This is a genomic window from Labrys neptuniae, from assembly GCF_040797145.1.
In the GTDB taxonomy this organism is placed as follows: Bacteria; Pseudomonadota; Alphaproteobacteria; order Rhizobiales; family Labraceae; genus Labrys; species Labrys neptuniae.
Window position 1 is genome coordinate 14,815 of the sequence record NZ_JBFNQD010000031.1, and the last position, 25,132, is coordinate 39,946.

23 protein-coding genes are annotated in these 25,132 nt (G+C 63.5%); 13 read left to right on the forward strand and 10 right to left on the reverse strand.

Translation table 11 applies throughout. The features are described 5' to 3' along the window. Positions 1–173: 173 nt before the first annotated feature. The 7 genes from ABXS05_RS34025 (at position 174) to ABXS05_RS34055 (ending at position 7,191) form a co-directional block, all read left to right on the forward strand. Positions 174–818 (forward strand): glutathione S-transferase family protein, encoded by a 645-nt coding sequence (locus tag ABXS05_RS34025; protein WP_367626973.1) that lies wholly within the window; start codon positions 174–176, stop codon positions 816–818. Between the two features lie 114 nt (positions 819–932). Next, positions 933–2,144 carry an NADP-dependent isocitrate dehydrogenase gene (locus ABXS05_RS34030; protein ID WP_367626974.1) on the forward strand — a complete coding sequence of 404 codons (1,212 nt, stop codon included), beginning with the start codon at positions 933–935 and terminating at the stop codon, positions 2,142–2,144. A 126-nt stretch (positions 2,145–2,270) separates the two neighbouring features. Continuing rightward, positions 2,271–2,738, forward strand: coding sequence for a RidA family protein (locus ABXS05_RS34035; protein WP_367626975.1), 468 nt, complete (start codon positions 2,271–2,273; stop codon positions 2,736–2,738). Positions 2,739–2,843: 105 nt separating this feature from the next. Next, positions 2,844–4,079, forward strand: a complete 1,236-nt coding sequence (locus ABXS05_RS34040) for a GNAT family N-acetyltransferase (protein WP_367626976.1) — start codon at positions 2,844–2,846, stop codon at positions 4,077–4,079. A gap of 5 nt (positions 4,080–4,084) precedes the next feature. Continuing rightward, entirely contained in the window at positions 4,085–4,498 is a 414-nt protein-coding gene (locus ABXS05_RS34045) for an HIT family protein (RefSeq protein WP_068294889.1), read from the forward strand. A gap of 231 nt (positions 4,499–4,729) precedes the next feature. Then, positions 4,730–5,299: a hypothetical protein gene (locus tag ABXS05_RS34050; protein WP_367626977.1), complete on the forward strand. Its 570-nt coding sequence runs from the start codon at positions 4,730–4,732 to the stop codon at positions 5,297–5,299. Between the two features lie 464 nt (positions 5,300–5,763). Next, on the forward strand, positions 5,764–7,191 hold the full coding sequence (locus tag ABXS05_RS34055; RefSeq protein WP_311938716.1) for a DEAD/DEAH box helicase: 1,428 nt from the start codon (positions 5,764–5,766) through the stop codon (positions 7,189–7,191). Between the two features lie 71 nt (positions 7,192–7,262). On the opposite strand, the gene mce is transcribed toward ABXS05_RS34055, so the two are convergent. Then, positions 7,263–7,667: a methylmalonyl-CoA epimerase gene (mce, locus tag ABXS05_RS34060; protein ID WP_367626978.1), complete on the reverse strand. Its 405-nt coding sequence runs from the start codon at positions 7,665–7,667 to the stop codon at positions 7,263–7,265. Then, complete coding sequence (locus ABXS05_RS34065) at positions 7,664–8,791, reverse strand: anhydro-N-acetylmuramic acid kinase (protein ID WP_367626979.1); 1,128 nt, start codon at positions 8,789–8,791, stop codon at positions 7,664–7,666. Before ABXS05_RS34065 ends, mce begins: the two co-directional genes overlap by 4 nt. Before the next feature lie 198 nt (positions 8,792–8,989). On the opposite strand from ABXS05_RS34065, the gene tyrS reads away from it, so the two are divergent. Next, positions 8,990–10,231: a tyrosine--tRNA ligase gene (tyrS, locus tag ABXS05_RS34070; RefSeq protein ID WP_367626980.1), complete on the forward strand. Its 1,242-nt coding sequence runs from the start codon at positions 8,990–8,992 to the stop codon at positions 10,229–10,231. A gap of 96 nt (positions 10,232–10,327) precedes the next feature. On the opposite strand, the gene pssA is transcribed toward tyrS, so the two are convergent. Together pssA and ABXS05_RS34080 are read right to left on the reverse strand one after the other, a co-directional pair. After that, positions 10,328–11,152: a CDP-diacylglycerol--serine O-phosphatidyltransferase gene (gene pssA, locus ABXS05_RS34075; protein WP_367626981.1), complete on the reverse strand. Its 825-nt coding sequence runs from the start codon at positions 11,150–11,152 to the stop codon at positions 10,328–10,330. Positions 11,153–11,154: 2 nt separating this feature from the next. Continuing rightward, complete coding sequence (locus ABXS05_RS34080) at positions 11,155–11,853, reverse strand: phosphatidylserine decarboxylase (protein WP_311938707.1); 699 nt, start codon at positions 11,851–11,853, stop codon at positions 11,155–11,157. Between the two features lie 150 nt (positions 11,854–12,003). Here ABXS05_RS34080 and ABXS05_RS34085 point away from each other — a divergent pair, with 150 nt between their 5' ends. The 4 genes from ABXS05_RS34085 (at position 12,004) to ABXS05_RS34100 (ending at position 15,243) form a co-directional block, all read left to right on the forward strand. Beyond that, complete coding sequence (locus ABXS05_RS34085) at positions 12,004–12,804, forward strand: ABC transporter ATP-binding protein (RefSeq protein ID WP_068294866.1); 801 nt, start codon at positions 12,004–12,006, stop codon at positions 12,802–12,804. A 129-nt stretch (positions 12,805–12,933) separates the two neighbouring features. Then, positions 12,934–13,710 (forward strand): transporter substrate-binding domain-containing protein, encoded by a 777-nt coding sequence (locus ABXS05_RS34090; RefSeq protein ID WP_322429564.1) that lies wholly within the window; start codon positions 12,934–12,936, stop codon positions 13,708–13,710. A gap of 121 nt (positions 13,711–13,831) precedes the next feature. Next, positions 13,832–14,512 carry an ABC transporter permease gene (locus ABXS05_RS34095; protein WP_181161172.1) on the forward strand — a complete coding sequence of 227 codons (681 nt, stop codon included), beginning with the start codon at positions 13,832–13,834 and terminating at the stop codon, positions 14,510–14,512. 2 nt (positions 14,513–14,514) lie between these two features. Further along, positions 14,515–15,243: an ABC transporter permease subunit gene (locus ABXS05_RS34100; RefSeq protein ID WP_311938698.1), complete on the forward strand. Its 729-nt coding sequence runs from the start codon at positions 14,515–14,517 to the stop codon at positions 15,241–15,243. Between the two features lie 144 nt (positions 15,244–15,387). Here ABXS05_RS34100 and ABXS05_RS34105 read toward each other — a convergent pair whose 3' ends face one another. From ABXS05_RS34105 to recA, 4 genes are all read right to left on the reverse strand, one after another. Further along, positions 15,388–16,179, reverse strand: a complete 792-nt coding sequence (locus tag ABXS05_RS34105) for an arginine deiminase family protein (RefSeq protein ID WP_367626982.1) — start codon at positions 16,177–16,179, stop codon at positions 15,388–15,390. Positions 16,180–16,216: 37 nt separating this feature from the next. Then, positions 16,217–16,405 carry a DUF3329 domain-containing protein gene (locus tag ABXS05_RS34110; protein WP_209430862.1) on the reverse strand — a complete coding sequence of 63 codons (189 nt, stop codon included), beginning with the start codon at positions 16,403–16,405 and terminating at the stop codon, positions 16,217–16,219. Between the two features lie 4 nt (positions 16,406–16,409). Next, the gene (gene alaS, locus ABXS05_RS34115) at positions 16,410–19,079 is read right to left on the reverse strand and encodes an alanine--tRNA ligase (RefSeq protein ID WP_367626983.1); all 2,670 of its coding nucleotides are present in this window, start codon (positions 19,077–19,079) and stop codon (positions 16,410–16,412) included. 213 nt (positions 19,080–19,292) lie between these two features. Next, positions 19,293–20,366, reverse strand: a complete 1,074-nt coding sequence (gene recA / locus ABXS05_RS34120; protein WP_311938687.1) for a recombinase RecA — start codon at positions 20,364–20,366, stop codon at positions 19,293–19,295. 315 nt (positions 20,367–20,681) lie between these two features. Between recA and ABXS05_RS34125 the strand changes: the two genes are divergently transcribed. Continuing rightward, the gene (locus tag ABXS05_RS34125) at positions 20,682–21,599 is read left to right on the forward strand and encodes an NAD(P)-dependent oxidoreductase (RefSeq protein WP_367626984.1); all 918 of its coding nucleotides are present in this window, start codon (positions 20,682–20,684) and stop codon (positions 21,597–21,599) included. Between the two features lie 72 nt (positions 21,600–21,671). On the opposite strand, the gene ABXS05_RS34130 is transcribed toward ABXS05_RS34125, so the two are convergent. Beyond that, a complete protein-coding gene (locus ABXS05_RS34130; protein ID WP_311938683.1) occupies positions 21,672–22,847 on the reverse strand; it encodes a porin in 1,176 nt (391 codons plus the stop codon). Between the two features lie 365 nt (positions 22,848–23,212). Continuing rightward, positions 23,213–24,853, reverse strand: a complete 1,641-nt coding sequence (locus ABXS05_RS34135) for a fumarate hydratase (RefSeq protein WP_311938682.1) — start codon at positions 24,851–24,853, stop codon at positions 23,213–23,215. Between the last annotated feature and the right edge of the window lie 279 nt (positions 24,854–25,132).

A 25,132-nucleotide genomic window follows, 5' to 3' on the forward strand; every position in this document is an offset into this window, starting at 1 on the left:
GGTGCTGGCAGTGTGCCCATGCCGGTACGGCCCCCACTGGGGCGGCATTGCGCCGTCATAGGCACTCAAGCCCTGCTCGTTCCTCGCTCGCGGTCCCGGCCGGCCGGCATTGCCCTGGCCAAATCCGGTTGCATGGCTATGCTCCCGCCACCACTTCCAGCAGGACAAGCCCCATGAGCGATGAACTCGTCTTCTATACCAATCCGATGTCGCGCGGCCGCATTGCCCGCTGGATGCTCGAGGAAACCGGCCAGCCTTATCGCACCGAGATCCTCGACTTCGGCACCAGCATGAAATCGGCCGACTATCTCGCCCTCAATCCGATGGGCAAGGTACCCGCGATTGCACATCGCGGCGTGGTCGTCACCGAGGGCGGCGCCGTCTGCGCCTATCTCGCCGATGCCTTTCCGCAGGCCGAACTGGCGCCCCCACCAGGCTCCCCGCAGCGCGGCCTCTATTATCGCTGGATGTTCTTCGCGGCCGGCCCGGTCGAGGCGGCAGTGACCAACAAGGCGTTGAACATCGAGATCCCCGACGAGCGCAAGCGCATGGTCGGCTATGGCTGCTATGCCGACGTGATCGACGCGCTCGACTATGCCGTCTCCCAGAACGAGTTCATCGCCGGCGATCGCTTCTCGGCGGCGGACGTCTATTTCGGCTCGCAGGTCGGCTGGGGCCTGATGTTCAAGACGATCGAACCGCGCCCGGCCCTCGCCGCCTATTGGCAGCGAATCGCCGGCCGTCCCGCCGCCATCCGCGCCCGCGAGATCGACGACAAGCTGGTCGCTGAGGCCAAGCAGGCGCAGTCCTCCCAATAATCGCCCGTTTTCTGCCCGGCAAAAACAACAGGCGCCATCGCCGGCCGAACTTCCCCCAGCCGGATCGCGGTGCTATAGCCCCGCCGATATTTCCCAATCAATGAGGCTTGTACGATGGCGAAGATCAAGGTGGCCAATCCGGTCGTCGATATGGACGGCGACGAGATGACCCGGATCATCTGGCAGCAGATCAAGGACAAGCTGATCTTCCCCTATCTCGACCTCCAGCTCGACTATTACGACCTCAGCATCGAGAACCGGGACAAGACCCGCGACAGGGTCACCGTCGAGGCAGCCGAGGCCACCAAGCGCCATGGCGTGGCCGTGAAATGCGCCACCATCACGCCGGACGAGGCCCGCGTGAAGGAGTTCAATCTCCAGGAGATGTGGAAGTCGCCCAACGGCACCATCCGCAACATCCTCGGCGGCGTGATCTTCCGCGAGCCCATCATCTGCCGCAACGTGCCGCGCCTGGTACCGGGCTGGACTCAGCCCATCGTCGTCGGCCGCCATGCCTTCGGCGACCAGTATCGCGCCACCGACTTCCGTTTCCCCGGCAAGGGTACGCTGACCATCAAATTCGTCGGCGAGGACGGCTCGGTGATCGAGAAGGAAGTCTTCAAGTCGCCGGGCGACGGCGTGGCGCTCGCCATGTACAATCTCGACGAATCGATCCGCGAGTTTGCGCGCGCCTCGTTCAATTACGGCCTGCAGCGCAATTTCCCGGTCTACCTGTCGACCAAGAACACCATTCTCAAGGTCTATGACGGGCGCTTCAAGGACATCTTCGCCGAAGTCTTCGCCAATGAATTCAAGGCCGAGTTCGACAAGCGCAAGCTGACCTATGAGCACCGCCTGATCGACGACATGGTCGCTTCCGCGCTGAAATGGTCGGGCGGCTATGTCTGGGCCTGCAAGAACTATGACGGCGACGTGCAGTCCGACATCGTGGCCCAGGGCTTCGGCTCGCTCGGGCTGATGACCTCCGTGCTGCTCAGCCCCGACGGCAAGACGGTGGAAGCCGAAGCTGCCCACGGCACGGTGACGCGCCACTACCGCGAACACCAGAAGGGCAAGGAGACCTCGACCAACTCCATCGCCTCGATCTTCGCCTGGACGCGGGGCCTTGCCCATCGCGCCAAGCTCGACGACAATGCCGAGCTCGCCAAATTCGCCGCCACGCTGGAGAAGGTCTGCGTCTCAACCGTCGAGACCGGCTTCATGACCAAGGACCTGGCCCTGCTGGTCGGTCCCGACCAGAGCTGGCTGTCGACCACCGGCTTCCTCGACAAGATCGACGAGAACCTCAAGAAGGCCATGGCCTGACGCTGGAGCGCGGGCTTCTCAGCGACAGGCTTGCGTGTCGCGATGCCCGCTCTTCCTCTACTTCATCCGCTGTCCCCCTGTTCCCAGATGCGGACAAGATGTCCGCGCTCCGAAAAGGTTCGCTCCATGTCCGTCATCGACGCCCGCATTGCCGAACTCGGCATCACCCTGCCCACCCCGGTCGCTCCTGTCGCCAACTATGTCGGCACGGTGCGCACCGGCAATCACCTCGTGATCTCCGGCCAGCTCTGCTTCAACAATGAGGGCAAGCTGGCCGCCACCGGCAAGCTCGGTACCGGCACGGTCACCGTCGAGGACGCCCGTGTCGCCGCCCGTTACTGCGCCATCAACATCCTGGCGCAGATCAAGGCTGCCGTCGGCTCGCTCGACAATGTGGTGCGCGTGGTCCGCCTCGGCGGCTTCATTGCCGCAGCGCCGGAATTCACCACCCATCCGATGGTGATGAACGGCGCCTCCGACCTGATGGTCGAGGTCTTCGGCGACAAGGGACGCCATGCCCGTTCCACCGTGGGCGTGCCCTCCCTTCCCCTCGATGCCACCGTCGAGGTCGAGGCGCTGATCGAAGTGGCCTGAGGTCGTGCATAGGGGGCGCGGCAACGGAACTCGGGCCGCGCCTCTTGCATTCGACGCGAATAGGCCCAGATTCCCCGGACAGGTATCCGTTGAGGGAATGCAAGCTTGAGCGACCAGGGCTTTACGATCAAGGCAGCTTCCTCGATCGAGGCCATCGGCCGCCAGGCCTGGGATCGCTGCGCCAATCCGCTCGTCGCCGCGCCCCAGGATTGCCCTTCCGGGCGCCGCCCGGGCGCCGAGGATGAAGCAGCCGCTCCCGATCCCTCGGCCGAGCACTTCAATCCCTTCATTTCCTACGATTTCCTGCATGCTCTCGAGGCGAGCGGCTGTGTCGGGGGACGTTCCGGCTGGACGCCCCTCCATCTGTTCGTCACCCATGACGACCGGGTCGCCGGCGTCATGCCCGCCTATGGCAAGAGCCACAGCCAGGGCGAGTATGTATTCGATTGGGGCTGGGCCGATGCCTATGAGCGGGCTGGCGGGCAATATTACCCCAAGCTCCAGGTGAGCATCCCCTTCACGCCGGCGACGGGCCGGCGTTTCCTGGTGGCGCCGGGCGAGGATCCGACCCTCGTTTCATCCGCCCTGGTGAGGGGTGCCAAGGCTGCCCTGTCATCCATCGGCGGCTCCTCGATCCACGCCACCTTCATCGGCCATGACGACTGGCAGTGGCTCGGTGGCCAGGGCTTCCTGCAGCGCACCGACCAGCAGTTTCACTGGCTCAACGAAGGCTATGGCGATTTCGAGGCCTTTCTGGCTTCCCTCGCCTCCCGCAAGCGCAAGACCATCAAGCGCGAGCGCCGCGATGCGCTCGCGAACGGCATCACCATCGAGAGGCTGACCGGGGCCGATATCACCAAGGAGGCCTGGGACGCCTTCTACGCCTTCTACATGGATACAGGCTCGCGCAAATGGGGCCGCCCCTACCTCAATCGCAAATTCTACGCCCTCATCGGCGAAACCATGGCCGAGCATGTCCTGCTGGTGATGGCGCGGCGTGAGGGCCGCTACATCGCCGGGGCCATCAACTTCATCGGCTCCGATACGCTTTACGGCCGGAACTGGGGCTGCATCGAGGACCACCCCTTCCTGCATTTCGAGGTGTGCTATCATCAGGCCATCGAGTTTGCCATCGAACGCCGCCTCCGGCGCGTGGAAGCCGGAGCCCAGGGCGAACACAAGCTGGCACGTGGCTACCGGCCCGTGACAACCTATTCCGCCCACTATATTGCCGATCCTGGTTTTCGCCGGGCGGTCGACGACTATCTCGCGCATGAGCGCGCCGAGGTCGCGGCCCACCATGAAGCTCTCGACGAGGCAACGCCCTTCAGGAAAGGATAGCGGGTATGACCGCTTATGATCCCGACAACATCTTCGCCAAGCTGCTGCGTGGGGAAATTCCCAACCACACGCTCTACGAGGACGATCGTACCCTCGCCTTCCTCGACATCATGCCGATCGTCGACGGCCATAGCCTGGTGATCCCCAAGAAGCCCGCCCGCAACATCTTCGACGTGGAGCCGGAGGAACTGGCCTACCTCGCCCAGATCGCCCAGAAGGTCTCCCTGGCCGCCTGCAAAGCCTTCGGCGCGGACGGCCATACGCTGCGCCTGCATTCGGAAGTCTCGGGCGGGCAGGAAGTGCCGCATATCCATTTCCACATCCTGCCGATGAAGACGGGCGTTCCCGTCCGCCCCCGCGCCATGGCGGATCACGCCATCCTGGCCCAGCACGCCGCCAAGATCCGCGCCCTGCTGTAAAGCTTGGAGCGCGGACTTCTCAGCGACAGGAAACATGTCGCGATATCCGCTTCTTCTTTGCGGTCTGCCTCATGCAAGAGCGGACTGGAAGTCCGCGCTCCGACACCGCGACCACTCGACGAAACTTGCCTCGGCAAAATTTCTTGGCGCTTGATTCGCCTTGGCAAGTTTTTCTTCACCATCACGCGCAATAGTGATTCTCACTGAGGTCGCGTTGAGTTGGAGTTCGTCATGTTGGTCGCAAGTGCTGTCGATATCACTGTCGGCTGGCTTTGGCACACTGCCTACCGGGCCCGCCACCACTGGAAACTGAAGCGCGAAGGCGCCCTGGTCGCCGCCGGTTTCGTCGCTTTCGTCGGCGCCATCGACACGGCCCGCTCGATCCACGCGGCACCGGCTGCGCCTGCCGAGGTCGCGGCGGTGGCAGCCCCGGCCCCCGTGACGACGCCGGTCATTGCCAATCTTGCTCCAGCACCGGCTGCACCTGCCCCTGTAACCCCTGCCGATGCCAATTCGATGCAGGCGGCGGCCAATCCCACCCTCGCGCCGCAGTTCCCGATCATCCAGGATCAGACCGGGTCGATCGACCAGGCCGATCCGATCGAGACCATCCTGCCGATGGATCCGGAAGCCCAGCGCGACGATCCCATCGCACGCAAGATCAACGAGCGTTTCGGCGATGCCACGGAAGCCCCTGTGGTCAAGAAGCCCAAGCCCCGCCCGGTCAAGACCGCCGAAGCCAAGCCCGCCAAGCCTCCGGTCAAGCCCGCCAAGAAGAAGGCCGAGACCGTGGCCGAATAAGGCCGGCTCATCATCATGCAGAAGTAAGGCGGGCCAATGCCCGCCTTTTTGTTTTCCGTGTCTTGTCGGAGCCAACTGCATTCAGAGCTGAGCGCTTATTTTCTAACTCATTGTTTTCACTTAATTTTGTCATTTCGAATGTCTCCACCAAATCGCAGGCTGCCATTGCTTCGCCACCGCTGAATTGACGTAAGGGAATAATCGTCGTCCCGGCTGCTCGAGCATGCAATCCTGCCGTCTGATCATCGCCAAAAGCGCCTATCAAGCAGCAAACCGGCGAGAAAGCCCTGAAAATCAAGCGAAAACGGTGGCTTTGGCCGGCAAAACCATTGACATTTCCTCGCCTAACTCTATGGTCGCGCCGTCCGGGCCCCACCCGATAGGGCCCTGTTTGTTCGTGCGGCGATGCGAGCCGCCCTCCGCCGTCCGATCGGGGCGGCCTCTGTTGGTTCGACATTTCCGCAATGAGCTTCGCTGAACTCGGTCTCTCTTCAAAGGTCCTCGCCGCCGTGGAAGCGGCCGGATACGCCAATCCTACGCCCATCCAGGCCCAGGCCATTCCTCACGTGCTGCAACGCCGTGACGTGCTCGGCATCGCCCAGACGGGCACGGGCAAGACGGCAGCCTTCACGCTGCCCATGCTGACGCTGCTGGAAAAGGGGCGAGCCCGCGCCCGCATGCCGCGCACGCTGATCCTGGAGCCGACCCGTGAATTGGCGGCCCAGGTCCAGGAGAATTTCGACCGCTATGGCAGCAAGAGCGGCCTGTCGGTCGCCCTCCTGATCGGCGGCGTCTCCTTCGGCGACCAGGATGCCAAGATCACGCGCGGCGTCGACGTGCTGATCGCCACGCCCGGCCGCCTGCTCGATCACGTCGAGCGCGGCAAGCTGCTGCTCACCGGCGTGGAGCTGCTCGTCATCGACGAAGCCGACCGCATGCTCGACATGGGCTTCATTCCCGACATCGAGCGCATCTGCAAGCTGGTGCCCTTCACCCGGCAGACCCTGTTCTTCACCGCGACGATGCCGGCCGAGATCAAGCGCATCACCGACCAGTTCCTGCACAATCCGGTGCAGGTGGAGGTCGCCCGGCCTGCCACCGCCGCCGCCACCATCACCCAGGCACTGGTGCACACCAAGTCGCCCCCCGCCGAAAAGCGCGTGACCCTGCGCCGCCTGATCCGGTCGGCGGAGAACCTCAAGAACGCCATCGTCTTCTGCAATCGCAAGTCGGAAGTCGCCATCCTGCATCGCTCGTTGGTGCGCCATGGCTTCGGCGCCGTCGCGCTGCATGGCGACATGGACCAGCGCGCCCGCATGGCCGCGCTCGACAGCTTCCGCAATGGCGAGATGCCGATCCTGGTGGCTTCGGACGTCGCCGCACGCGGTCTCGACATTCCCGACGTCAGCCATGTCTTCAATTTCGACGTGCCGGTCCACGCCGACGACTATGTCCACCGCATCGGCCGCACCGGCCGCGCCGGCCGTTCGGGCTGGGCGTTCACGCTGGTTAGCTCCGCCGATGGCAAGCATGTCTCCGCCATCGAGACCCTTACGGGCAACAAGATCCCCTTCACCGGCGATCCGCCGCCGATCGAGGGCGACGACGAGGAAGAAATCCACGCCAAGCCGCGGCGTGGGCGCCGTGAGCGCGGCGGCAAGGCCGAGGAACCGCGCCAGCACGGCAAGGGCCGCGAGGCCAAGCCCCCACGCGAGCGCGACGAGGCTCCCAAGGCTCCGCGCCACGAACCGCAGCCGACCTCCGAGCAGCGCCGTCCGCAATCCTCCAGGCCGCATCGGCGCGACGAGGACGATGGTCCGGTGGTGATCGGCATGGGCGATCACGTGCCGTCCTTCCTGCTCACGCCGATCCGGCGCAAGAGCAACGGCTAAGCCGGGAACTCCCTAGCAAAACGAACGAAGCGAGCTTGCCTCCTCCCCTTGCGGGAGAAGGAAGTCGCGCTTCAAACCTGCTCCAATTCCACCAGCGTGCCCGAGAAATCCTTCGGATGCAGGAACAGGACCGGCTTGCCGTGGGCGCCGATCTTGGGCTGGCCATCGCCCAGCACCCGCGCGCCCGCCTGTTTCAGCTGGTCCCGCGTGGCGAGGATGTCGTCGACCTCGTAGCAGATGTGATGCATGCCCCCATCTGGGTTCTTCTCGAGAAACCGCGCGATCGGCGAGGCCTCGCCCAGGGGCGCCAGGAGTTCGATCTTGGTGTTGGGCAATTCGATGAAGACGACGGTGACGCCATGCTCGGGCAACGCCTGGGGCTGCGAGACATGCGCGCCGAGCGTATCGCGATAGACGGCGGTCGCGGCACCGAGGTCGCGCACCGCGATGGCGACGTGATTGAGGCGACCGATCATGCGCTTGCCCGCTTCTGGCCCGGCACGGCAAGAATGCCGCCGGTGAGCGCCTTGCGGACGCCGGTGCTGGAGGGAAAGGTCAAGGGCAATTCCTTCAGGGATCGAACCGCGAGATAGGCAAAGGCCTGTGCCTCCATCATCGACGCCGACCAGCCGAACTCGTCGGCCGTTCGCACGGGCACACCGGTCTCGGCGCGCAGGAAGTTGAGGATTGCCGGATTGCGGGCGCCGCCGCCGCAGACGATCCACAATTTCGGCTCGGCGGGCAGCCATTGCCGTGCCGCCGCCGCGCTGCGGGCCGTGAAGGCGGCCAGCGTCGCCACCGCATCGGGCGTGGCCAGGCTCATAACCGCCTCGCGGGAAAAGGCGTTGCGGTCGAGCGATTTGGGCGGTGCTTCACCGAAATAGGGATGTGCCATCAACTGGCCGAGCACGGTCTCGTCGACCTTTCCGGCCAGGGCCTGCCGCCCGTCCTGATCGAGGGCGATGCCGGTTCGCTCCATCATCAGATCGTCGATCAGCGCGTTGGCAGGACCGGTGTCGAAGGCAATGGGATCGCGCCCCGTTGCAACATAGCTGACATTGCCGACACCGCCGAGATTGAGCACGGCGACGGGACCAGCGAGCTTGGCGGCCTGCACCAGGGCCTGATGGTAGACCGGCACCAGCGGCGCACCCTGCCCGCCCTCGGCGACGTCTGCGGCCCGCATGTCATAGACGGTCTGGATGCCGAGGCTGTCGGCGAGCGCCTGGCCGTCGCCGAGCTGCACGGTCAGCCGCTCTTGCGGGCGGTGCAGCACCGTCTGACCATGGAAGCCGATGACATCGATATCATCGGGGCTGAGATCATGGGCCTTGAGGAAATCGGAGACGACGTCGGCATGCTTGCGGGTGATCAGCTGCTCGGCCGCCACCAGGGCGCCGGGACGCTCGTTGCGGCGTTTCATCGCCACTGCATCGGCCAGGGCTTGTCGCAGCAGGCTGCGTTCATCCTCGCTATAGGCGAGCTCGACTGTCGGTCCCATCTCGACGGCACCCTCGCCGTCGGTCTCGATCAGGGCGGCATCGATGCCGTCCATCGAGGTTCCGGACATCAGCCCGAGTGCCGTCATCATCGTCTTCATGCGCAAATCACCCGATTTCGCGGTCACCCTGTACCAAAGCGCCGACAAACCTGTTAGAGGGCGCTTAAAGCGTTTTGTGAACTGGCGGACACGCCAAGAATCGCAAAGACGCATCGAACCAAAGAGCTAGAGCAAACGGACGTTCCGTCCAAACGCGCTTTGCTCTAGACACCTATAAGCCGTTTGAAAGCGTTTGCCATGACCGCGTTAAAATCCGATTTCCTGCGCACCCTTACCGAGCGCGGCTTCATCCACCAGGTGTCGGATCTGGAAGGCCTCGACCAGAAGGCTGCCAGCGAGCGCCTGACCGCCTATGTCGGCGTCGACCTGACGGCAAGTTCGCTGCATATCGGCCATCTCGTGCCGATCATGATGCTGCATTGGCTGCAGAAAACCGGGCACCGCCCCATCACCCTGATGGGCGGCGGCACCACCCGCGTCGGCGACCCGTCCGGCCGCGACGAAACCCGCCGCATCCTGCCGCTCGAGCAGATCGAGGAGAACAAGAACAGCATCCTCAAGGTCTATGACAAGTTCATCGACTATTCCGACGAGCGGGCCATCCTGGTCGACAACGCCGAATGGCTGACCAAGCTCAACTATATCGAGATGCTGCGCGACATCGGCCGCCACTTCTCGGTCAATCGCATGATGTCCTTCGATTCGGTGAAACTCAGGCTCGACCGCGAGCAGGAACTTTCCTTCATCGAATTCAATTACATGATCCTGCAAGCCTATGATTTCGTGGAGCTTTCCAGGCGCTACGGCTGTGCACTGCAGATGGGCGGCTCCGACCAGTGGGGCAACATCATCAACGGCATCGATCTCGGCCGCCGCATGGGCACGCCCCAGCTCTACGCCCTCACCTGCCCGCTGCTGACCACGGCCTCGGGCGCCAAGATGGGCAAGACGGCCGCCGGCGCGGTCTGGCTCAACGAGGACATGCTCTCGGCCTATGACTACTGGCAGTACTGGCGCAACACGGAGGACGCCGATGTCGAGCGCTTCCTCAAGCTGTTCACCACCCTGCCGCTCGACGAGATCGCCCGTCTTGCCGCCCTCGGCGGCTCGGAGATCAACGAGGCCAAGAAGCGCCTGGCCACCGAGGCGACCGCCCTCGTCCATGGCCGCGACAAGGCCGACGCGGCCGAGGAGACCGCGCGCAAGACCTTCGAGGAAGGCACGCTGGCTGGCGACCTGCCGAGCTTCGAACTGGCGGGCCTAGCCGAGGGCGTCGGTGTCCTCAACGCTTTCGTGCAGGCGGGCCTGGTTCCATCGACCAGCGAGGCGCGCCGCCAGATCGCCAGCGGCGGCCTCAGGGTCAACGACGCGGCGATCAGCGATCCCAAGGCCGTGCTTACCAAGGCCGACGTCACCGCCGATGGCGTGATCAAGCTGTCGCTCGGCAAGAAGAAGCACGTGCTGGCAAGGCCGATATGATCTCGGAGCGCGGACATCCTGTCCGCTCTTTCGTTCGGCAAACACCGTGCATGCTAAAAAGGAAGAGCGGACAGGATGTCCGCGCTCCAGCAGGATTTACTCGCCCTTCCGCTGCGCCTGTAGCGAGGCCTGATAGGCCTTGGCCTGCTTGCGGTAATAGATGACGCCGAAGGGAATGGTCGCCAGATAAGCGACGGTAAGCGAGGTCAGCGACTCCCAGGGATAGAGCGCCAGCAGCATCACCACCACCACGGCCACCACGAAGATCGGCAGCACCCATTCGCGCGGAATGCGGTTGCCCAGCTTCTTGCCCGAGAAGGTGGGGATGGTGGAGATCATCAGGAAGGCGATGAGCAGCACATAGGCGAGCTCATATTTGGCATGGCTCGGCTCATGGGTGAGGCCGAGGAAATCGAGATAGATCGGCAACAGCACCGTGCAGGCCCCGGCCGGCGCAGGCATGCCGGTAAAAAAGTTCGCCTGGAAGGCCGGCCGGTTGGGATCGCCGCTGGTCACGTTGAAGCGGGCGAGACGCAGCACCATGCAAATGGCGAAGACCAGCGAGCCGATCCAGCCGATCGATCGCAGATCGTGCAATCCCCAGAAATAAAGGACGATGCCGGGAACCACGCCGAAATTTACGAAATCGGCAAGCGAATCGAGTTCCGCCCCGAATTTCGAGGTGCCCTTGAGATAGCGCGCCACGCGTCCGTCGACACCGTCCAGCAGCGCCGCGACCACGATGCAGCCGATGGCGAGGTCGAGCTTGTTCTCGATGGCCAGGCGAATGGCCGTCATGCCCGCGCAAAGCGCGAGCAGCGTGATCATGTTGGGGATCAGCACGCGCAGCGGAATGGCACGCCGCCTCGGGCCCTCCGGATCCGGACTTCCTGGCTGGAAAGGCGGGAAGAGCGGGTCCATGGTCAGCCGACGCGATGGGTCAGATTCGGCATCGCCGCATTGGCATCCGCCAGGATCGTTTCTCCGGCCACCATCTTCTGGCCGATGCCGACCAGGGGGCGCACCCCTTCCGGCAGATAGACGTCGACACGCGAACCGAAGCGGATCATGCCCAGGCGCTGGCCGACGGCGACATGCTCGTTCTCATTGGTCCAGCAGACGATGCGCCGCGCCACAAGGCCGGCGATCTGCACCACGCCGTAGCGGGTGGCACCGGTATCGATGATGAAGCCGTTGCGCTCATTGTCCTCGCTGGCCTTGTCGAGATCGGCATTGAGGAACTTGCCCGGCTTGTAGGCGATCTTGGTGATCGTTCCCGTCACCGGGCTACGGTTCACATGGCAATCGAAGACGTTCATGAAGATGGAAACGCGCAGCAGGGACTGGCTGGCCAGCCCCAGTTCGGGCGGCGGCAGCACGTTGGCGATCTGGCTGACCACGCCGTCGGCAGGCGAGACCACCAGCCCCTCGCGCACCGGCGTCACCCGCTGTGGATCGCGGAAGAAGTAGGCGACCCAGGCCGTGATGATCAAAAGTGGCCAGAACAGAACCTTGATCCATCCCAGCGCAATCAGCGTGGCTACGCCCGCGATCGCCAGGAAAGGGTAGCCTTCGCGGTTGATCGGCACCAGGACTTTGCGGATGGAGGCGGCAAGCGACATAGGCAGGGTTCCAGTTTAGGCCCTGCCTATCGCATGCAGCGGATAAAGACCAGAGCATGTCGTTATCGACAAGAGTGGCTGCCCGCACCTTGTGCAAACTGAAATGGCTGATACAGTTCTGGGCAGCCGAACGTCAGAAGAGGTCGCTTTATGCCAGAGGACGCCCCACAAGCGGGAGCGAGCCGGACACCCGTTGTTCAACTCGACAATATTCACAAGAGTTTCGGCCTCCTGGAAGTCCTCAAAGGCGTTTCCCTTACGGCCCATGAAGGCGATGTCATCGCCCTGATCGGAGCGTCGGGCTCGGGCAAGAGCACGATGCTGCGCTGCACGAATCTGCTCGAGGTTCCCAATTCCGGCCGCATCCTGATCGGGAACGAGGAGATTCGCCTGAAGCCGGACGGCCATGGCGCCATGTCGGTCGCCGATCAGAAGCAGCTCCAGCGCATTCGCAGCCGCCTGGGCATGGTGTTCCAGAGCTTCAACCTGTGGGCGCACCGCACGGTGCTCGAAAACGTCATCGAAGCACCGGTGCATGTTCTCGGCGAAAGCAAGGCCGAGGCGATCGCCCATGCCGAGCAATTGCTGCACAAGGTCGGCCTCTACGCCAAGAAGGACGTCTATCCCGCCTTTCTCTCCGGCGGCCAGCAGCAGCGCGCAGCGATCGCTCGCGCCCTTGCCATCCGACCCAAGGTGATGCTGTTCGACGAACCGACCTCGGCGCTCGACCCGGAATTGGTCGGCGAGGTGCTCAAGGTCATCCGCGATCTCGCCGCAGAGGGCCGCACCATGCTGCTGGTGACCCATGAAATGGCCTTCGCCCGCGATGTCGCCAACCATGTGATGTATCTCTACAACGGCAATGTCGAGGAGGAGGGTCCACCCCAGAAGGTGTTCGGCAACCCCAACAGCGAGCGTTGCCGTCAATTCGTCACGCCGCGCCAGCACTAGGGCGGCCTGCGAGGCAAGCGTTTCCGCTTGACGGAAAAGTTCGGGGGGCAGGAGGGCACCAGAACTCGCGCATCAGGTACGACAATCCAAGAAAATCTAGAAAAAACAGCTATCTATCAGGGGACCAAAATGAAACACTTCAGCGCCAAACTCCTTATGGCGACCGCTTTCTTTTGCGGCGTGGCCTTCGCCTCGGCCCAGGCCGATACCATCAAGGTCAGCGTCGCGGCCGAGCCCTACCCGCCCTTCGCTTCAAAGGACGCCTCCGGCCAGTGGGTCGGCTTCGAGGTCGATCTGGCCAAGGCCGTCTGCAAGGCCGCCAAGCTCGATTGCGAGATCGTCGCCACGGCCTGGGACGGCATCATCCCCGCCCTGATCGCCAAGAAGATCGACGTGATCTGGGCTTCCATGACAATCACGCCGGAGCGCTCCGCCCAGATCGGCTTCACCATCCGCTACTACAACACGCCCCCCGAATTCATCGGCAACAAGGCCGACAAGTTCGACTTCACGCCGGAGGGCATGAAGGGCAAGTCGATCGGCGTGCAGACCAGCACCATCCACGCCCAATATGTCCAGAAGACCTACCCCGACGCCGACATCAAGAGCTATGGCACGCAGGACGCCGCCAATGCCGACCTCGCGGCCGGCCGTCTTGACCTGGTGATGGCCGACGCCGCCGCACTCGACGACTTCCTGGCCGGCAAGGACGGCCAATGCTGCGAGATGAAGCAGTTCCCCAAGGATCCTGTGTTCGAAGCCGGTGTCGGTGGTGGCCTCCGCAAGGAGGATACCGATCTGAAGGCCAAGCTCGATGCCGGCATCAAGGCGGTCTATGCCGATGGCGAATTCGACACGATCCAGAAGAAATACTTCAAGTACGACGTCGGCACGCCGCCGAAGTGAGATAGGCAGTCCGGTTCGCTCCTGCTGAACTGAACCGGGCTTTCTCCAGCCGGCCTGAGAATTCGGGCCGGCGCCTTTTCTTCCTGCGGGGTCGGGCGTGGAAGCTTTCTGGAATCTCCTGATGTCCGGATGGGGCGTATCGTTGCTCCAGGGCCTGGTCATCACCATCGAAATCTCGGTCGGCGGTTATCTGACCGGCCTTGTCATCGGCGGCCTGGTCGCCTGGGCCAAATTGCGCGGGCCGCGCTGGCTGGTCGCGCTCGCCAATGGCTATTCCACCATCTGCCGTGCCGTGCCCGAGGTGCTGCTGATCCTGATCCTCTATTATGCCGGTCAGCAGGGGCTCAATGCCCTAATGGCCTGGCTCGGCTACGGCACGCTGGGAATCGGCGGCTTCTTCGCCGCCATCACCGTGCTCGGCGTGGTCAATGGCGCCTATACCTCGGAGATCCTGCGCGGCGCCGTACTTGCCTTGCCGAAGGGGCAGATCGAGGCGGCCCGCGCCTATGGCATGCATGGCTTCGGCCTGTTCCGGCGCGTCATCCTGCCCTTGATGATTCCCTTCGCTTTTGCCGGCCTGACCAATCTCTGGATGACCATGCTGAAGGATTCGGCCCTGATTTTCGTGGTCGGCTACAACGAGCTCACCTTCACGGCCGTGCAGGCGGCGGCCTCGACGCGCATGTATTTCCCCTTCCTGCTGCTCTGCGGCGCGATCTATTACGCGCTGACGCAATTCTCCAACATCTTCATCAAAATGTTCGAGCGTCACATCCGGCGCTGGACTCCCAAGCTGGGGTGACCATGTCCGCGGATCTGGCAAGCTGGTTTTTCGAGAATTTCGGCTGGATCGGCAAATATTGGCCGGCCATCCTCAGCGGTTTCTTCACCACGCTGAAACTGCTGTTCTTCTCGCTGCTCTTCGGTTTTCCCCTGGCGGTGCTGGTGGGCTTCGGCCGGGTTTCCAAGAACAAGCTGATCTATGCCATCGCCTCCAGCTTCGTGTCGGTCATCCGCGGCACGCCCCTGCTTGTGCAGATGTTCGTCTATTACCAGGGCCTGGGCTCGCTCTTTCCCGCCATCCCCGGCATCCGGCAATCCTTCATCTGGCCGGTCCTGAAGGACGGCTATTATTACGTCATCTTCGCCCTGGTGCTGAGCGTGGGCGGCTATGTCGGAGAAGTCGTACGCGGCGCGCTGCTGTCGGTCCCGCGCGGCGAACTGGAAGCGGCGCGGGCCTATGGCTTTCGTGGTTTTGCGCTGGTGCGTCGCATCTGGCTGCCCCGCGCCATGCAGGCGATGATGCCGACCTTTGCCGGCGAGACCGTGCTCTGCCTGAAATCGACCGCCCTCGCCTATCTGGTCAGCGTCCAGGATCTCCTGGGCCAGATCAACATCATCCGCTCGCGCGAGGCGATCACCTATACGCCTTTGCTGGTGGTGGCGATCGGCTACCTCATCACCACGCTGGTGATCGAAGCCATCTACCGGCGCCTGGAGGCCGGTTTCGCCAAGACGGTGAAGCCGCACTGAGGCGGCGCATCACGGAGTGCCGGCCTCGCAGTTACGGCACTTGATGGCGCGAGGTCGACGACCTCCAGCCGACAGATGCAGCCTATCCAAGAGTGTCGACCAGAGGTCGACACTCCAAGCCACCCTTTTCGCGGGTGCCGGATTTCAGCCGTGCCAGCGTAGCGACATGCAGGACAGGCCCGCGTCGATCTTGGCGATCTGCGAAGTCGGCAGCCGGACGACGCTATAGCCCTCGGCTTCAAGCAGGGCCGCCGTACGCGGATAATCGATGCCGACGAAGACCCGGTCGTTCACCCTGAGCGCGTTGGCACCCGCCTCCTCGCCTTCCGGCGTCAGCAGCACCCGCATGCCCTCGAACACACCGGAGGCGGCGAGACGGGCGGTCGACAGCATGGTGGTGTCGTCGAGCAGCGAACAGTCGGACTTGAAATGCAGGACGCCTGGCGGCGTGGTGACGACGACGCCCTTGCGGCCGAGTTCGGCCAGCAGAGCAATCAGCTCCTCCGCCCCTTCCCGCGTGGTGCGGTCGGAGAGGCCGATCATCACCGCCTGGGGCGTCACCAGCACGTCGCCACCATCGACGAAACCGGGCCCCTGCAACGCCAGGACCTTCTTGAAGCGCGCGCGCAACACGGGCGTGATCTCCGCCGTCTCGCCGAAACGGCTCTGGGCGCCGACCCGCAGCAGGATCGCTCCCTCGGGAAACACCAGGGCCGGATCCTCCACGAACAGCGAATCCGGAAACGCCTCGAGGGCAGGCAGAACTTCGACGGCAACCCCTGCGGCCTGCAAGGCCTCGATGTAGAGACGATGCTCGGTCGTGACGCCCTCATGGGTCGGCGCACCACGATCCTCGGCCCGCAGGCCCTGGGTCACGCTCACCGGCGGCAGGCGCACGATGGCATTGTCGAAAGCATAGACGGGAAAGGCGCTCATGCTCGCTCCGATCGAAAGGGATTAAAGTCCGCCGGTATCACTCTTCCGGCGGACGGTATTGAATGACCTGGGTCCACAGCCCATAGGCAGCAACGGCCGCGAACATCAGGCCCCAGAACTGGTTGCCATTGTAGAGCTCGACCCCGGCCCAGGCCGCGGGCAGCACGCAGAGCAGCACCCGGACCCAGAGCGGCCTCATCCAGTTCGGCGTGTTGGGCTGGGCCATCGGCTCAGCCCTCGGCCAGCGCCGCGGCGATGGCATCGAGCGCACTCTGGGCCTTGGACCCATCGGGGCCGCCGGCCTGCGCCATGTCGGGCCGTCCGCCACCGCCCTTGCCGCCGAGCGCCTCGGAACCCTTGCGCACGAGATCGACGGCATTGAAGCTGTCGGTCAGGTCCGCCGTCACGCCGACGACGAGGCCGACACGGCCGTCCTCGGAGGTCGCCACGATGGCGACGACGCCCGAACCCACCTGCTTCTTGCCCTCGTCCGCCAGCGCCTTGAGGTCCTTCAGCTCGATACCGGTGACGGCCTTGGCCAGCAGCCTCGTCTTGCCGACCGTGCGGATCTCGCTGTCGCCCCCGCCGCCGCCCATGGCGAGCTTCTTGCGCGCCTCGGTCAGTTCGCGTTCGAGCTTGCGGTTCTCCTCGACCAGGGTGGCTAGGCGATCGCCCGCTTCCGCCACGGGCGTACGCAGCACGTCGGCCAGGCCCTGAAGCAGGCGGCTCTCATTGACCAAATGCTGGCGAGCCCCCTCCGCCGTCATCGCCTCGATGCGGCGCACGCCGGCCGCGACAGCGCCGTTGGAGACGATGCGGATCAGGCCGATATCACCGGTGCGCCGCACATGGGTACCGCCGCACAGTTCCACCGACCAAGCCTTGTTTGAAGAATCGGCCTTGTTCGAGCCGGGCTGGCGCTGGCCCATCGAGACGACACGAACCTCGTCGCCGTATTTCTCGCCGAACAGCGCGCGGGCACCGGAGGCGATCGCATCGTCCACGCTCATCAGATGCGTGGTGACCTCGCTGTTGTCGAGCACGATGGCATTGGCAAGGTCCTCGATCTCCTTGATCTCCTCGTCCGAGATCGGCTTGGGATGCGAGAAGTCGAAGCGCAGACGGTCGGGCGCCACCAGCGAGCCCTTCTGCGCGACGTGATCTCCCAGCGTCAGGCGCAGCGCCTCATGCAGCAGATGCGTGGCCGAGTGATTGGCCCGGATCGCGGAACGCCTGACATGGTCGACGACGAGTTCGAGCGGCTCCTGAACCTTGAGCGTGCCCTCCTCGACGGTGACGGCATGCACGAACAGATCGCCGAGCTTCTTCTGGGTGTCGGTCACCGCCACCTTCAAGCCCGTCGCCTGCACCGTGCCCGTATCGCCCTGCTGGCCGCCGGACTCGCCATAGAATGGCGTCTGGTTGAGGATCAGGAAGCCCTTGTCACCCTGCGCCAGTTGATCGACCGGCTTGCCGTCCTTGACCAGGGCCAACGCCACGCCTTCGGCGCTCTCCGTCTCATAGCCGAGGAATTCGGTGGCGCCGACCTGCTCGCGCAGGCCGAACCAGACGGTCTCGGTGGCCGCATCGCCCGATCCGGCCCAGGCGGCGCGCGCCTTGGCCTTCTGCTGCTGCATGGCGGCCTGATAGCCCTCGAGATCGACCGAAATGTTGCGGGCGCGCAGCGCATCCTGCGTGAGGTCGAGCGGGAAGCCATAGGTATCGTAGAGGGTGAAGGCGACATCGCCCGAGAAGACCTGGCCGTCGCCGAGCTTCAAGGTCTCGGCGTCGAGCAAGGCAAGGCCCCGCTCCAGCGTGCGCCGGAAACTGGTTTCCTCCAGGCGCAGGGTCTCGCTGATCAGGGCTTCGGCCCGCACGAGCTCGGGATAGGCGGCGCCCATCTCGCGCACCAGTGCCGGCACCAGCTTCCACATGACGGGTTCCTTGGCGCCGAGCAGGGAGATGTGGCGCATGGCGCGCCTCATGATGCGACGCAGCACATAGCCCCTGCCCTCGTTCGATGGCAGCACGCCGTCGGCGACCAGGAAGGAGGAAGCACGCAGATGGTCGGCAATGACGCGGTGGCTGGCCAGAGCCGGGCCCTCGGCCGGCACGCCGATCGCCTCGACCGACGCACGGATCAGGGCCTGGAAGAGATCGATGTCGTAATTGTTGTGCTTGTTCTGCAGCACGGTGGCGATGCGCTCGAGACCCATGCCGGTATCGATCGAGGGATGCGGCAGGTTGACACGCTCGCCGCCCACCAGTTCCTCGAACTGCATGAAGACGAGGTTCCAGATCTCGATGAAGCGGTCGCCATCCTCGTCCGGCGAGCCGGGCGGGCCACCCCAGATGTGGTCGCCGTGATCGTAGAAGATTTCCGAGCACGGACCGCAGGGGCCGGTATCGCCCATGCGCCAGAAATTGTCTGAGGTCGGGATGCGGATGATGCGGTCATCCGGCAGTCCGGCGATCTTCTTCCACAGCCGATGGGCCTCGTCATCCTCGGAGAACACCGTCACCAGGAGCTTGGACGCCGGCAGGCCGAAATCCTTGGTGATCAGGTTCCAGGCGAGTTCGATCGCGCGATCCTTGAAATAGTCGCCGAAGGAGAAGTTTCCGAGCATCTCGAAGAAGGTGTGATGCCGGGCCGTATAGCCGACATTGTCGAGATCATTGTGCTTGCCGCCGGCGCGTACGCATTTCTGCGAAGTCGCGGCGCGCGAATAGGGACGCTTCTCGATGCCGGTGAAGACGTTTTTGAACTGCACCATGCCGGCATTGGTGAACATCAGGGTCGGATCGTTGCGCGGCACCAGCGGCGAGGACGCCACGGCCTCGTGGCCGTTCCGCACGAAATAGTCGAGGAAGGTGGATCGGATCTCGTTGACGCCGCTCATGCCCAATTTGCCTATTTGGCCCAAGTGCCTGTTTGGCTGGTCCCTTCCTTACGGCCTGGCCAGCAATCATGGTGGTGGGGCGTTGTAGCGAGGCTGTTTCGGCCTGTCGAGGCGCTCATTCACGAAAAACCCGCCTGCCGGGCCTGACAGGCGGGTTTTTCAGGACCAAGCGGCAAGGATCGCTCCCCGAACCTGCGGGGGACGGCAGCCGCCTCAATCGTCCTCGGCGTCCGCCGGATCGATATTGTCGAGGATGCGTTCGGCGATCAGGCCGGCATTCTGGCGAATCTGGCCCTCGATCTTGTCGGCGACATCCGGATTGTCCTTGAGGAACTGCTTGGCGTTCTCCCGGCCCTGGCCGAGGCGCTGGCTCTCATAGCTGAACCAGGCACCGGACTTCTCGACCACGCCGGCCTTGACGCCGAGATCGATCAGTTCGCCCACCTTCGAGACGCCCTCGCCATACATGATGTCGAATTCGATCTGCTTGAAGGGCGGCGCCACCTTGTTCTTGACCACCTTCACGCGGGTCTGGTTGCCGACCACCTCTTCCCTGTCCTTGATCGCACCGATACGGCGGATGTCGAGGCGGACCGAGGCGTAGAATTTCAGGGCGTTGCCGCCCGTGGTGGTTTCCGGGCTGCCATACATCACGCCGATCTTCATGCGGATCTGGTTGATGAAGATGACCATCGAGTTGGAACGCCCGATCGAGGCCGTCAGCTTGCGCAGCGCCTGGCTCATCAGGCGGGCTTGCAGGCCTGGCTGCACATCACCCATCTCGCCTTCGATTTCGGCCTTGGGCGTCAGCGCCGCGACGGAGTCGATCACGATGACGTCGATCGCACCCGAGCGCACCAGCGTGTCGCAGATCTCGAGCGCCTGCTCGCCGGTGTCGGGCTGCGAGATCAGCAATTCATCGAGATTGACGCCGAGCTTGCGGGCATAGACCGGATCAAGCGCATGTTCGGCGTCGATGAACGCGCAGACACCGCCCCTTTTCTGGGCCTCGGCGACGCTATGCAGCGCCAGCGTGGTCTTGCCCGAGGATTCCGGCCCGTAGATCTCGATGACCCGGCCCTTGGGCAGGCCGCCGACACCGAGCGCGATGTCGAGACCAAGAGAACCGGTGGAGATCGCCTCCACCTCCATCGTCTTGGTACCCTTGCCGAGCCGCATGATCGAGCCCTTGCCGAAGGAGCGTTCGATCTGTGATAGGGCGGCGTCGAGCGCCTTCGTCTTGTCCATGGAGCTTCCTTCGACCAAGCGCAGCTGCGTCTGACTCATATGCCCGTTTCCCTATCAAGCACGAACGGATTCGTCATCCGGACCAATCAATTTCCAACACCGGGCTGCAATCTTGTCGCAATTCGAAGCCCCGTGGCGCTATGTACCCATTTTGTTCTCGTTAACGCAAGTTCTATTTTTGTTCTCAAATTTCTTATTTAACAAAGGCTGATCACCGGGCGGCTTGCGATAAATCATCATACCATTGCACCGATCAGGCTTGCGCCCCAAGGCCCTCCCCGTCCAAACTCCTCGCCGGCAGGATGCGCCGGCAACCCGATCGGCAAATGCGGGACAGGAAACGGGACGATTGCAATGACGAATGCGCAGGAAAGCGTCGGCTTCATCGGAGTCGGCTATATGGGCCATGGCATGGCCAAGAATATCGTGGAGAAGGGCTATGCGCTGACGGTGATGGGGCATCGCAACAGAGCGCCGGTGGAGGATCTCGTGGCGCGCGGCGCAAAGGAAGCCAAGACCCCGCGCGAGATCGGCGCCGCTTCCAGCATCGTCTTCCTGTGCGTCACCGGCTCGCGGCAGGTCGAAGCACTGATACGGGGTCCCGACGGGCTCAAGGCCGGCCTGAAGCCGGGCTCCGTCGTCGTCGACTGCTCGACTTCCGATCCGAACTCGACCCTGGCGCTCGCTGCCGAACTCGCCGAAGCCGGCATCGACTATGCCGATGCTCCGCTCGGCCGCACGCCAAAGGAGGCCTGGGAAGGCACGCTCGACACCATGATCGGCGCCAGCGACGCCCTGTTCGAGCGCCTCAAGCCGGTGATATCGACCTGGGCCGGACGCATCGTGCATATCGGCGGCACGGGTGACGGTCATCGCATGAAGCTGCTCAACAATTTCGTGTCGCTGGGCTATGCCGCCCTCTATGCTGAGGCCCTCGCCTTGTCGCAGAAGGTCGGTATCACGCCCAAGCGTTTCGACAGCGTCATTCGCGGCGGGCGCATGGATTGCGGCTTCTACCAGACCTTCTCGCGCTGGGTGCTGGAGGGTGACGAGAACGCCCACAAATTCACCATCGCCAATGCCTTCAAGGACCTGACCTATCTGGAGGCGATGGCGGATGCGGCCGGGCTGGTCAATCCGATCGGCAATGCGGTGAAGAACTCGTTCGGCGTGGCGATGGCCGCCGGCGGTGCGGAGCGCTACGTGCCGATGCTCACCGACTATATCGGCCGCCTGAACGGCACCGATCTCACCCCGGCCAACCAGAACTGACCGGACACCAGATGCGAAACGCCGCGCTCCTTCGTGAGCGCGGCGTTCATGTTTCCACCTGTATAAACCAGGTCAGAAGGTACGGCGTAAGCGCACGCCGGCACCGACGGCGTCAACCGTCTTGCTGTTCAGCCCTTCCGGGTCCTTGTTCTGGTACCAGACTTCGGCACCGGCGATGAAGCCCTTGACCACGGTGTAGTTCACCTGACCGCCAACGACATAGTAGTTGAAATTGTCGGTGATATTGGACGCGATGCGCGGTGCGTCGAAGTGCAGATAGCCGCCGAACAGGATGGCCTGCAGGTTCTTGGTCACGTTGAGACCGGCCTCGCCCTGCACGGCAAAGCCCTTGGCGCTATCGAGATCATGGATCGCGCCGTTGGTTATGTAGGCGTCCGTGCCTCCAAAGCCCAGGGTGGACGAGCCGTTCGGCTGGGAACCACCGACGCCGAGATATTTCACCGCTCCGTCCGCGTAACTCGCTTCGGCTGCGATATAGGCGCCCTCGAGAACCGGTAGGTTGACGTTGCCGCCAACACCGATCGAATAGCCATATTTCGTACTGTAGCCGGCCGTTGCGCTGCGATTCTGATGAAGGGCGCCCATCACCTGGAAACGGCCCCACCCGTTCTTGTTGTCGTCATAGCCGATGACGCCGACGATATCCGGCATCTGGGCACCGCCGACGCCACCGGCAACCGTGACGCCGTCGACCACGACATTGTTTCCGTAGACCGAGGCATTGGCACGGTGATCGCGGCCGTCTTCGATCGACAGGGTGGCGTAGGCCTTGTCGAACTGCGCCGTATAGCTGATCAGGTTGCGTCGGCCCTGCTCGCCGAAATAGGGCGCGAAGAACTCGGCCTGATAATTGGGGTCGTAGAAGGCATAGGGCGACCAGGCATAACCGGCCGTCAAGCCGCCGAACTGCAGATAGGCCTGGCGTACCTGGAAGGTGTCATGCGTAGCCGCACCCGCGTTCGACTCGGCCTGGAGTTCGAAGAAGGAGCGCAGCATGCCCCAATCGGTCTGGGTGCGCGCATCGAAGCGGATGCGGGCATTGGTCCGGAACTGCGTCTGGCTGATGTTGCGCTTGCCCGTGGCATTGCTGGGCGCTTGCGCGAACCAATAGTCGGCGCGGATCTGGCCGCTGATCTTCAGGCAGGTATCGGTACCCGGAATATAGAAGAAGCCCGGACCAAACGCCGTACATACCTTCACATATTCGACGGCCTCGCCCTTGCTCATCGGCAAGTCCGCGGCAGAAGCCGCAACAATGCTAAGAAATCCGGCACCAGCACCGAGTAAAATTGCACGAATAGACATGGAAATACCTCGATCTCATAAGTCGACCCTTTCAAAAGGGCCTCTCTCTTCGGCAAGCCGGCAAAGCAATATTGGGCATACCGAAGAGGCGCGGTCGTTGTGCACCGCGATATCGAAGCTTTCCTCCCAGGCGAGACATTACACAATGTTAAGGTGAGTCACCGTTCTGACACAAAAGGGCTTTGTCCATGACAGTTGCGAATTCGCAACAGCACGCAAGACGTGCATGAAAAAGGCCCCTCCCTTTTCAGGAAGAGGCCTCGCCGAAAAAGTGGGGATGAGCGAACTCAACCGAGGTTGAGTTCCTTGAAGAAGTCGTTGCCCTTGTCGTCGATGACGATGAAGGCCGGGAAGTCCTCGACCTCGATGCGCCAGACCGCCTCCATCCCGAGTTCGGGATATTCGAGCACCTCGACCTTCTTGATGCAGTCCTGGGCGAGGCGCGCGGCCGGGCCGCCGATCGAGCCGAGATAGAAGCCGCCATGCTTGGCGCAGGCCTCGCGGACCTGGGCGGAGCGGTTGCCCTTGGCCAGCATCACCATCGAGCCGCCAGCCGCCTGGAACTGGTCGACATAGCTATCCATCCGGCCCGCCGTGGTGGGGCCGAAGGAGCCGGAGGCATAGCCGGCCGGCGTCTTGGCCGGGCCGGCGTAATAGACCGGGTGGTTCTTGAGGTAGTCGGGCAGCCCTCCCCCCGCTTCCAGCCGTTCGCGCAGCTTGGAATGGGCGAGGTCACGGGCCACGATGATGGGCCCCGTCAGCGACACACGCGTCTTTACCGGATGGCGCGACAGGGTCTCCAGGATATTGGACATCGGCTGGTTGAGATCGATCTTCACCACCGCTCCGCCGAGCTTGCTCTCGTCGATCTCGGGCAGGAAGCGCGCCGGATTGTGCTCGAGTTCCTCCAGGAAGACGCCGTCCCGGGTGATCTTGCCCATGGCCTGGCGGTCGGCCGAGCAGGAAACCCCAAGGCCGATCGGCAGGCTGGCGCCGTGGCGCGGCAGGCGGATGACGCGAACGTCGTGGCAGAAATACTTGCCGCCGAACTGGGCGCCGACGCCGAGCGACTGGGTGAGCTTGTGCACTTCCTTCTCGAGTTCGAGGTCGCGGAAGGCATGGCCGAGTTCGGAGCCCTCGGTGGGCAGGCTGTCGAGATAGCGCGCCGAGGCCAGCTTCACCGCCTTCAGCGTGAGTTCGGCGGAGGTGCCGCCGATCACCACGGCCAGATGATAGGGCGGGCAGGCCGCGGTGCCGAGCGTGAGGATCTTTTCCTTCAGGAAGGCGATCAGGCGGTCCTTGGACAGGATCGAGGGCGTGGCCTGGTAGAGGAAGGTCTTGTTCGCCGAGCCGCCGCCCTTGGCGACGAAGAGGAACTTGTAGGCCTCCTCCCCTTCCGCGGAAATGTCGATCTGGGCCGGCAGATTGGTCTTGGTGTTCTTCTCCTCGAACATCGACAGCGGCGCCAGCTGCGAATAGCGCAGGTTCTTCTTCTCATAGGCATCGCGGATGCCCTGGGCGATGGCGCCTTCGTCCTCACCGTCCGTCCAGACCTTGCGGCCCTTCTTGGCCATCACGATCGCCGTGCCGGTATCCTGACACATGGGCAGCACGCCGCCGGCGGCGATATTGGCATTCTTGAGGAGGTCATAGGCGACGAAGCGGTCATTGTCGGTCGCCTCGGGGTCTTCGAGGATGTTGCGCAATTGCTGGAGATGGCCGGGGCGCAGCAGGTGATTGATGTCCATGAAGGCCTGCTCGGCCAAGAGCCTGAGCGCCTCGCCATCGACCTGCAGGATCTCGCTGCCGCCGAGCTTCTCGACCCGCACGCCCTCGCTGGTCAGCTTGCGATAGGGTGTCTCGTCCGCTCCCAGGGGAAACAGCGGCACATGGGGATAGCGTGAATTGGAAGCGGAATCGGCAGGCATGGAGAGGATCTCCGGATCAGAACAGGCCAAGGCGGTGCCGGGGCGCCGCCGGTTTGGCCCTGATGTAGTCGCTTTTCGCGCCGCTGCCTACGATCAATTGGAATCGTTCCATGCTGAAAGTGCCTCCGGGCGCACGGGCATCAGGGCGACATGTTTGCATGTCGCAATGCCCGTTCTTGGAAACGCGACATTGGTGGGAGGGCAAGAACGGGCAGGATGCCCGTGCACCCTGTGTAGTTAGACTGTGTCAGGATGGGTGCGGGCGAGAGACCGTGTGCA

Coding starts and splice junctions, on each gene's coding strand:
- ABXS05_RS34025 (WP_367626973.1), top strand. CDS start 174: ATGAGCGATGAACTCGTCTTCTATACCAATCCGATGTCGCGCGGCCGC.
- ABXS05_RS34030 (WP_367626974.1), top strand. CDS start 933: ATGGCGAAGATCAAGGTGGCCAATCCGGTCGTCGATATGGACGGCGAC.
- ABXS05_RS34035 (WP_367626975.1), top strand. CDS start 2,271: ATGTCCGTCATCGACGCCCGCATTGCCGAACTCGGCATCACCCTGCCC.
- ABXS05_RS34045 (WP_068294889.1), top strand. CDS start 4,085: ATGACCGCTTATGATCCCGACAACATCTTCGCCAAGCTGCTGCGTGGG.
- ABXS05_RS34050 (WP_367626977.1), top strand. CDS start 4,730: ATGTTGGTCGCAAGTGCTGTCGATATCACTGTCGGCTGGCTTTGGCAC.
- ABXS05_RS34055 (WP_311938716.1), top strand. CDS start 5,764: ATGAGCTTCGCTGAACTCGGTCTCTCTTCAAAGGTCCTCGCCGCCGTG.
- mce (WP_367626978.1), bottom strand. CDS start 7,667: ATGATCGGTCGCCTCAATCACGTCGCCATCGCGGTGCGCGACCTCGGT.
- ABXS05_RS34065 (WP_367626979.1), bottom strand. CDS start 8,791: ATGAAGACGATGATGACGGCACTCGGGCTGATGTCCGGAACCTCGATG.
- tyrS (WP_367626980.1), top strand. CDS start 8,990: ATGACCGCGTTAAAATCCGATTTCCTGCGCACCCTTACCGAGCGCGGC.
- pssA (WP_367626981.1), bottom strand. CDS start 11,152: ATGGACCCGCTCTTCCCGCCTTTCCAGCCAGGAAGTCCGGATCCGGAG.
- ABXS05_RS34080 (WP_311938707.1), bottom strand. CDS start 11,853: ATGTCGCTTGCCGCCTCCATCCGCAAAGTCCTGGTGCCGATCAACCGC.
- ABXS05_RS34085 (WP_068294866.1), top strand. CDS start 12,004: ATGCCAGAGGACGCCCCACAAGCGGGAGCGAGCCGGACACCCGTTGTT.
- ABXS05_RS34090 (WP_322429564.1), top strand. CDS start 12,934: ATGAAACACTTCAGCGCCAAACTCCTTATGGCGACCGCTTTCTTTTGC.
- ABXS05_RS34095 (WP_181161172.1), top strand. CDS start 13,832: ATGTCCGGATGGGGCGTATCGTTGCTCCAGGGCCTGGTCATCACCATC.
- ABXS05_RS34100 (WP_311938698.1), top strand. CDS start 14,515: ATGTCCGCGGATCTGGCAAGCTGGTTTTTCGAGAATTTCGGCTGGATC.
- ABXS05_RS34105 (WP_367626982.1), bottom strand. CDS start 16,179: ATGAGCGCCTTTCCCGTCTATGCTTTCGACAATGCCATCGTGCGCCTG.
- ABXS05_RS34110 (WP_209430862.1), bottom strand. CDS start 16,405: ATGGCCCAGCCCAACACGCCGAACTGGATGAGGCCGCTCTGGGTCCGG.
- alaS (WP_367626983.1), bottom strand. CDS start 19,079: ATGAGCGGCGTCAACGAGATCCGATCCACCTTCCTCGACTATTTCGTG.
- recA (WP_311938687.1), bottom strand. CDS start 20,366: ATGAGTCAGACGCAGCTGCGCTTGGTCGAAGGAAGCTCCATGGACAAG.
- ABXS05_RS34125 (WP_367626984.1), top strand. CDS start 20,682: ATGACGAATGCGCAGGAAAGCGTCGGCTTCATCGGAGTCGGCTATATG.
- ABXS05_RS34130 (WP_311938683.1), bottom strand. CDS start 22,847: ATGAGCAAGGGCGAGGCCGTCGAATATGTGAAGGTATGTACGGCGTTT.
- ABXS05_RS34135 (WP_311938682.1), bottom strand. CDS start 24,853: ATGCCTGCCGATTCCGCTTCCAATTCACGCTATCCCCATGTGCCGCTG.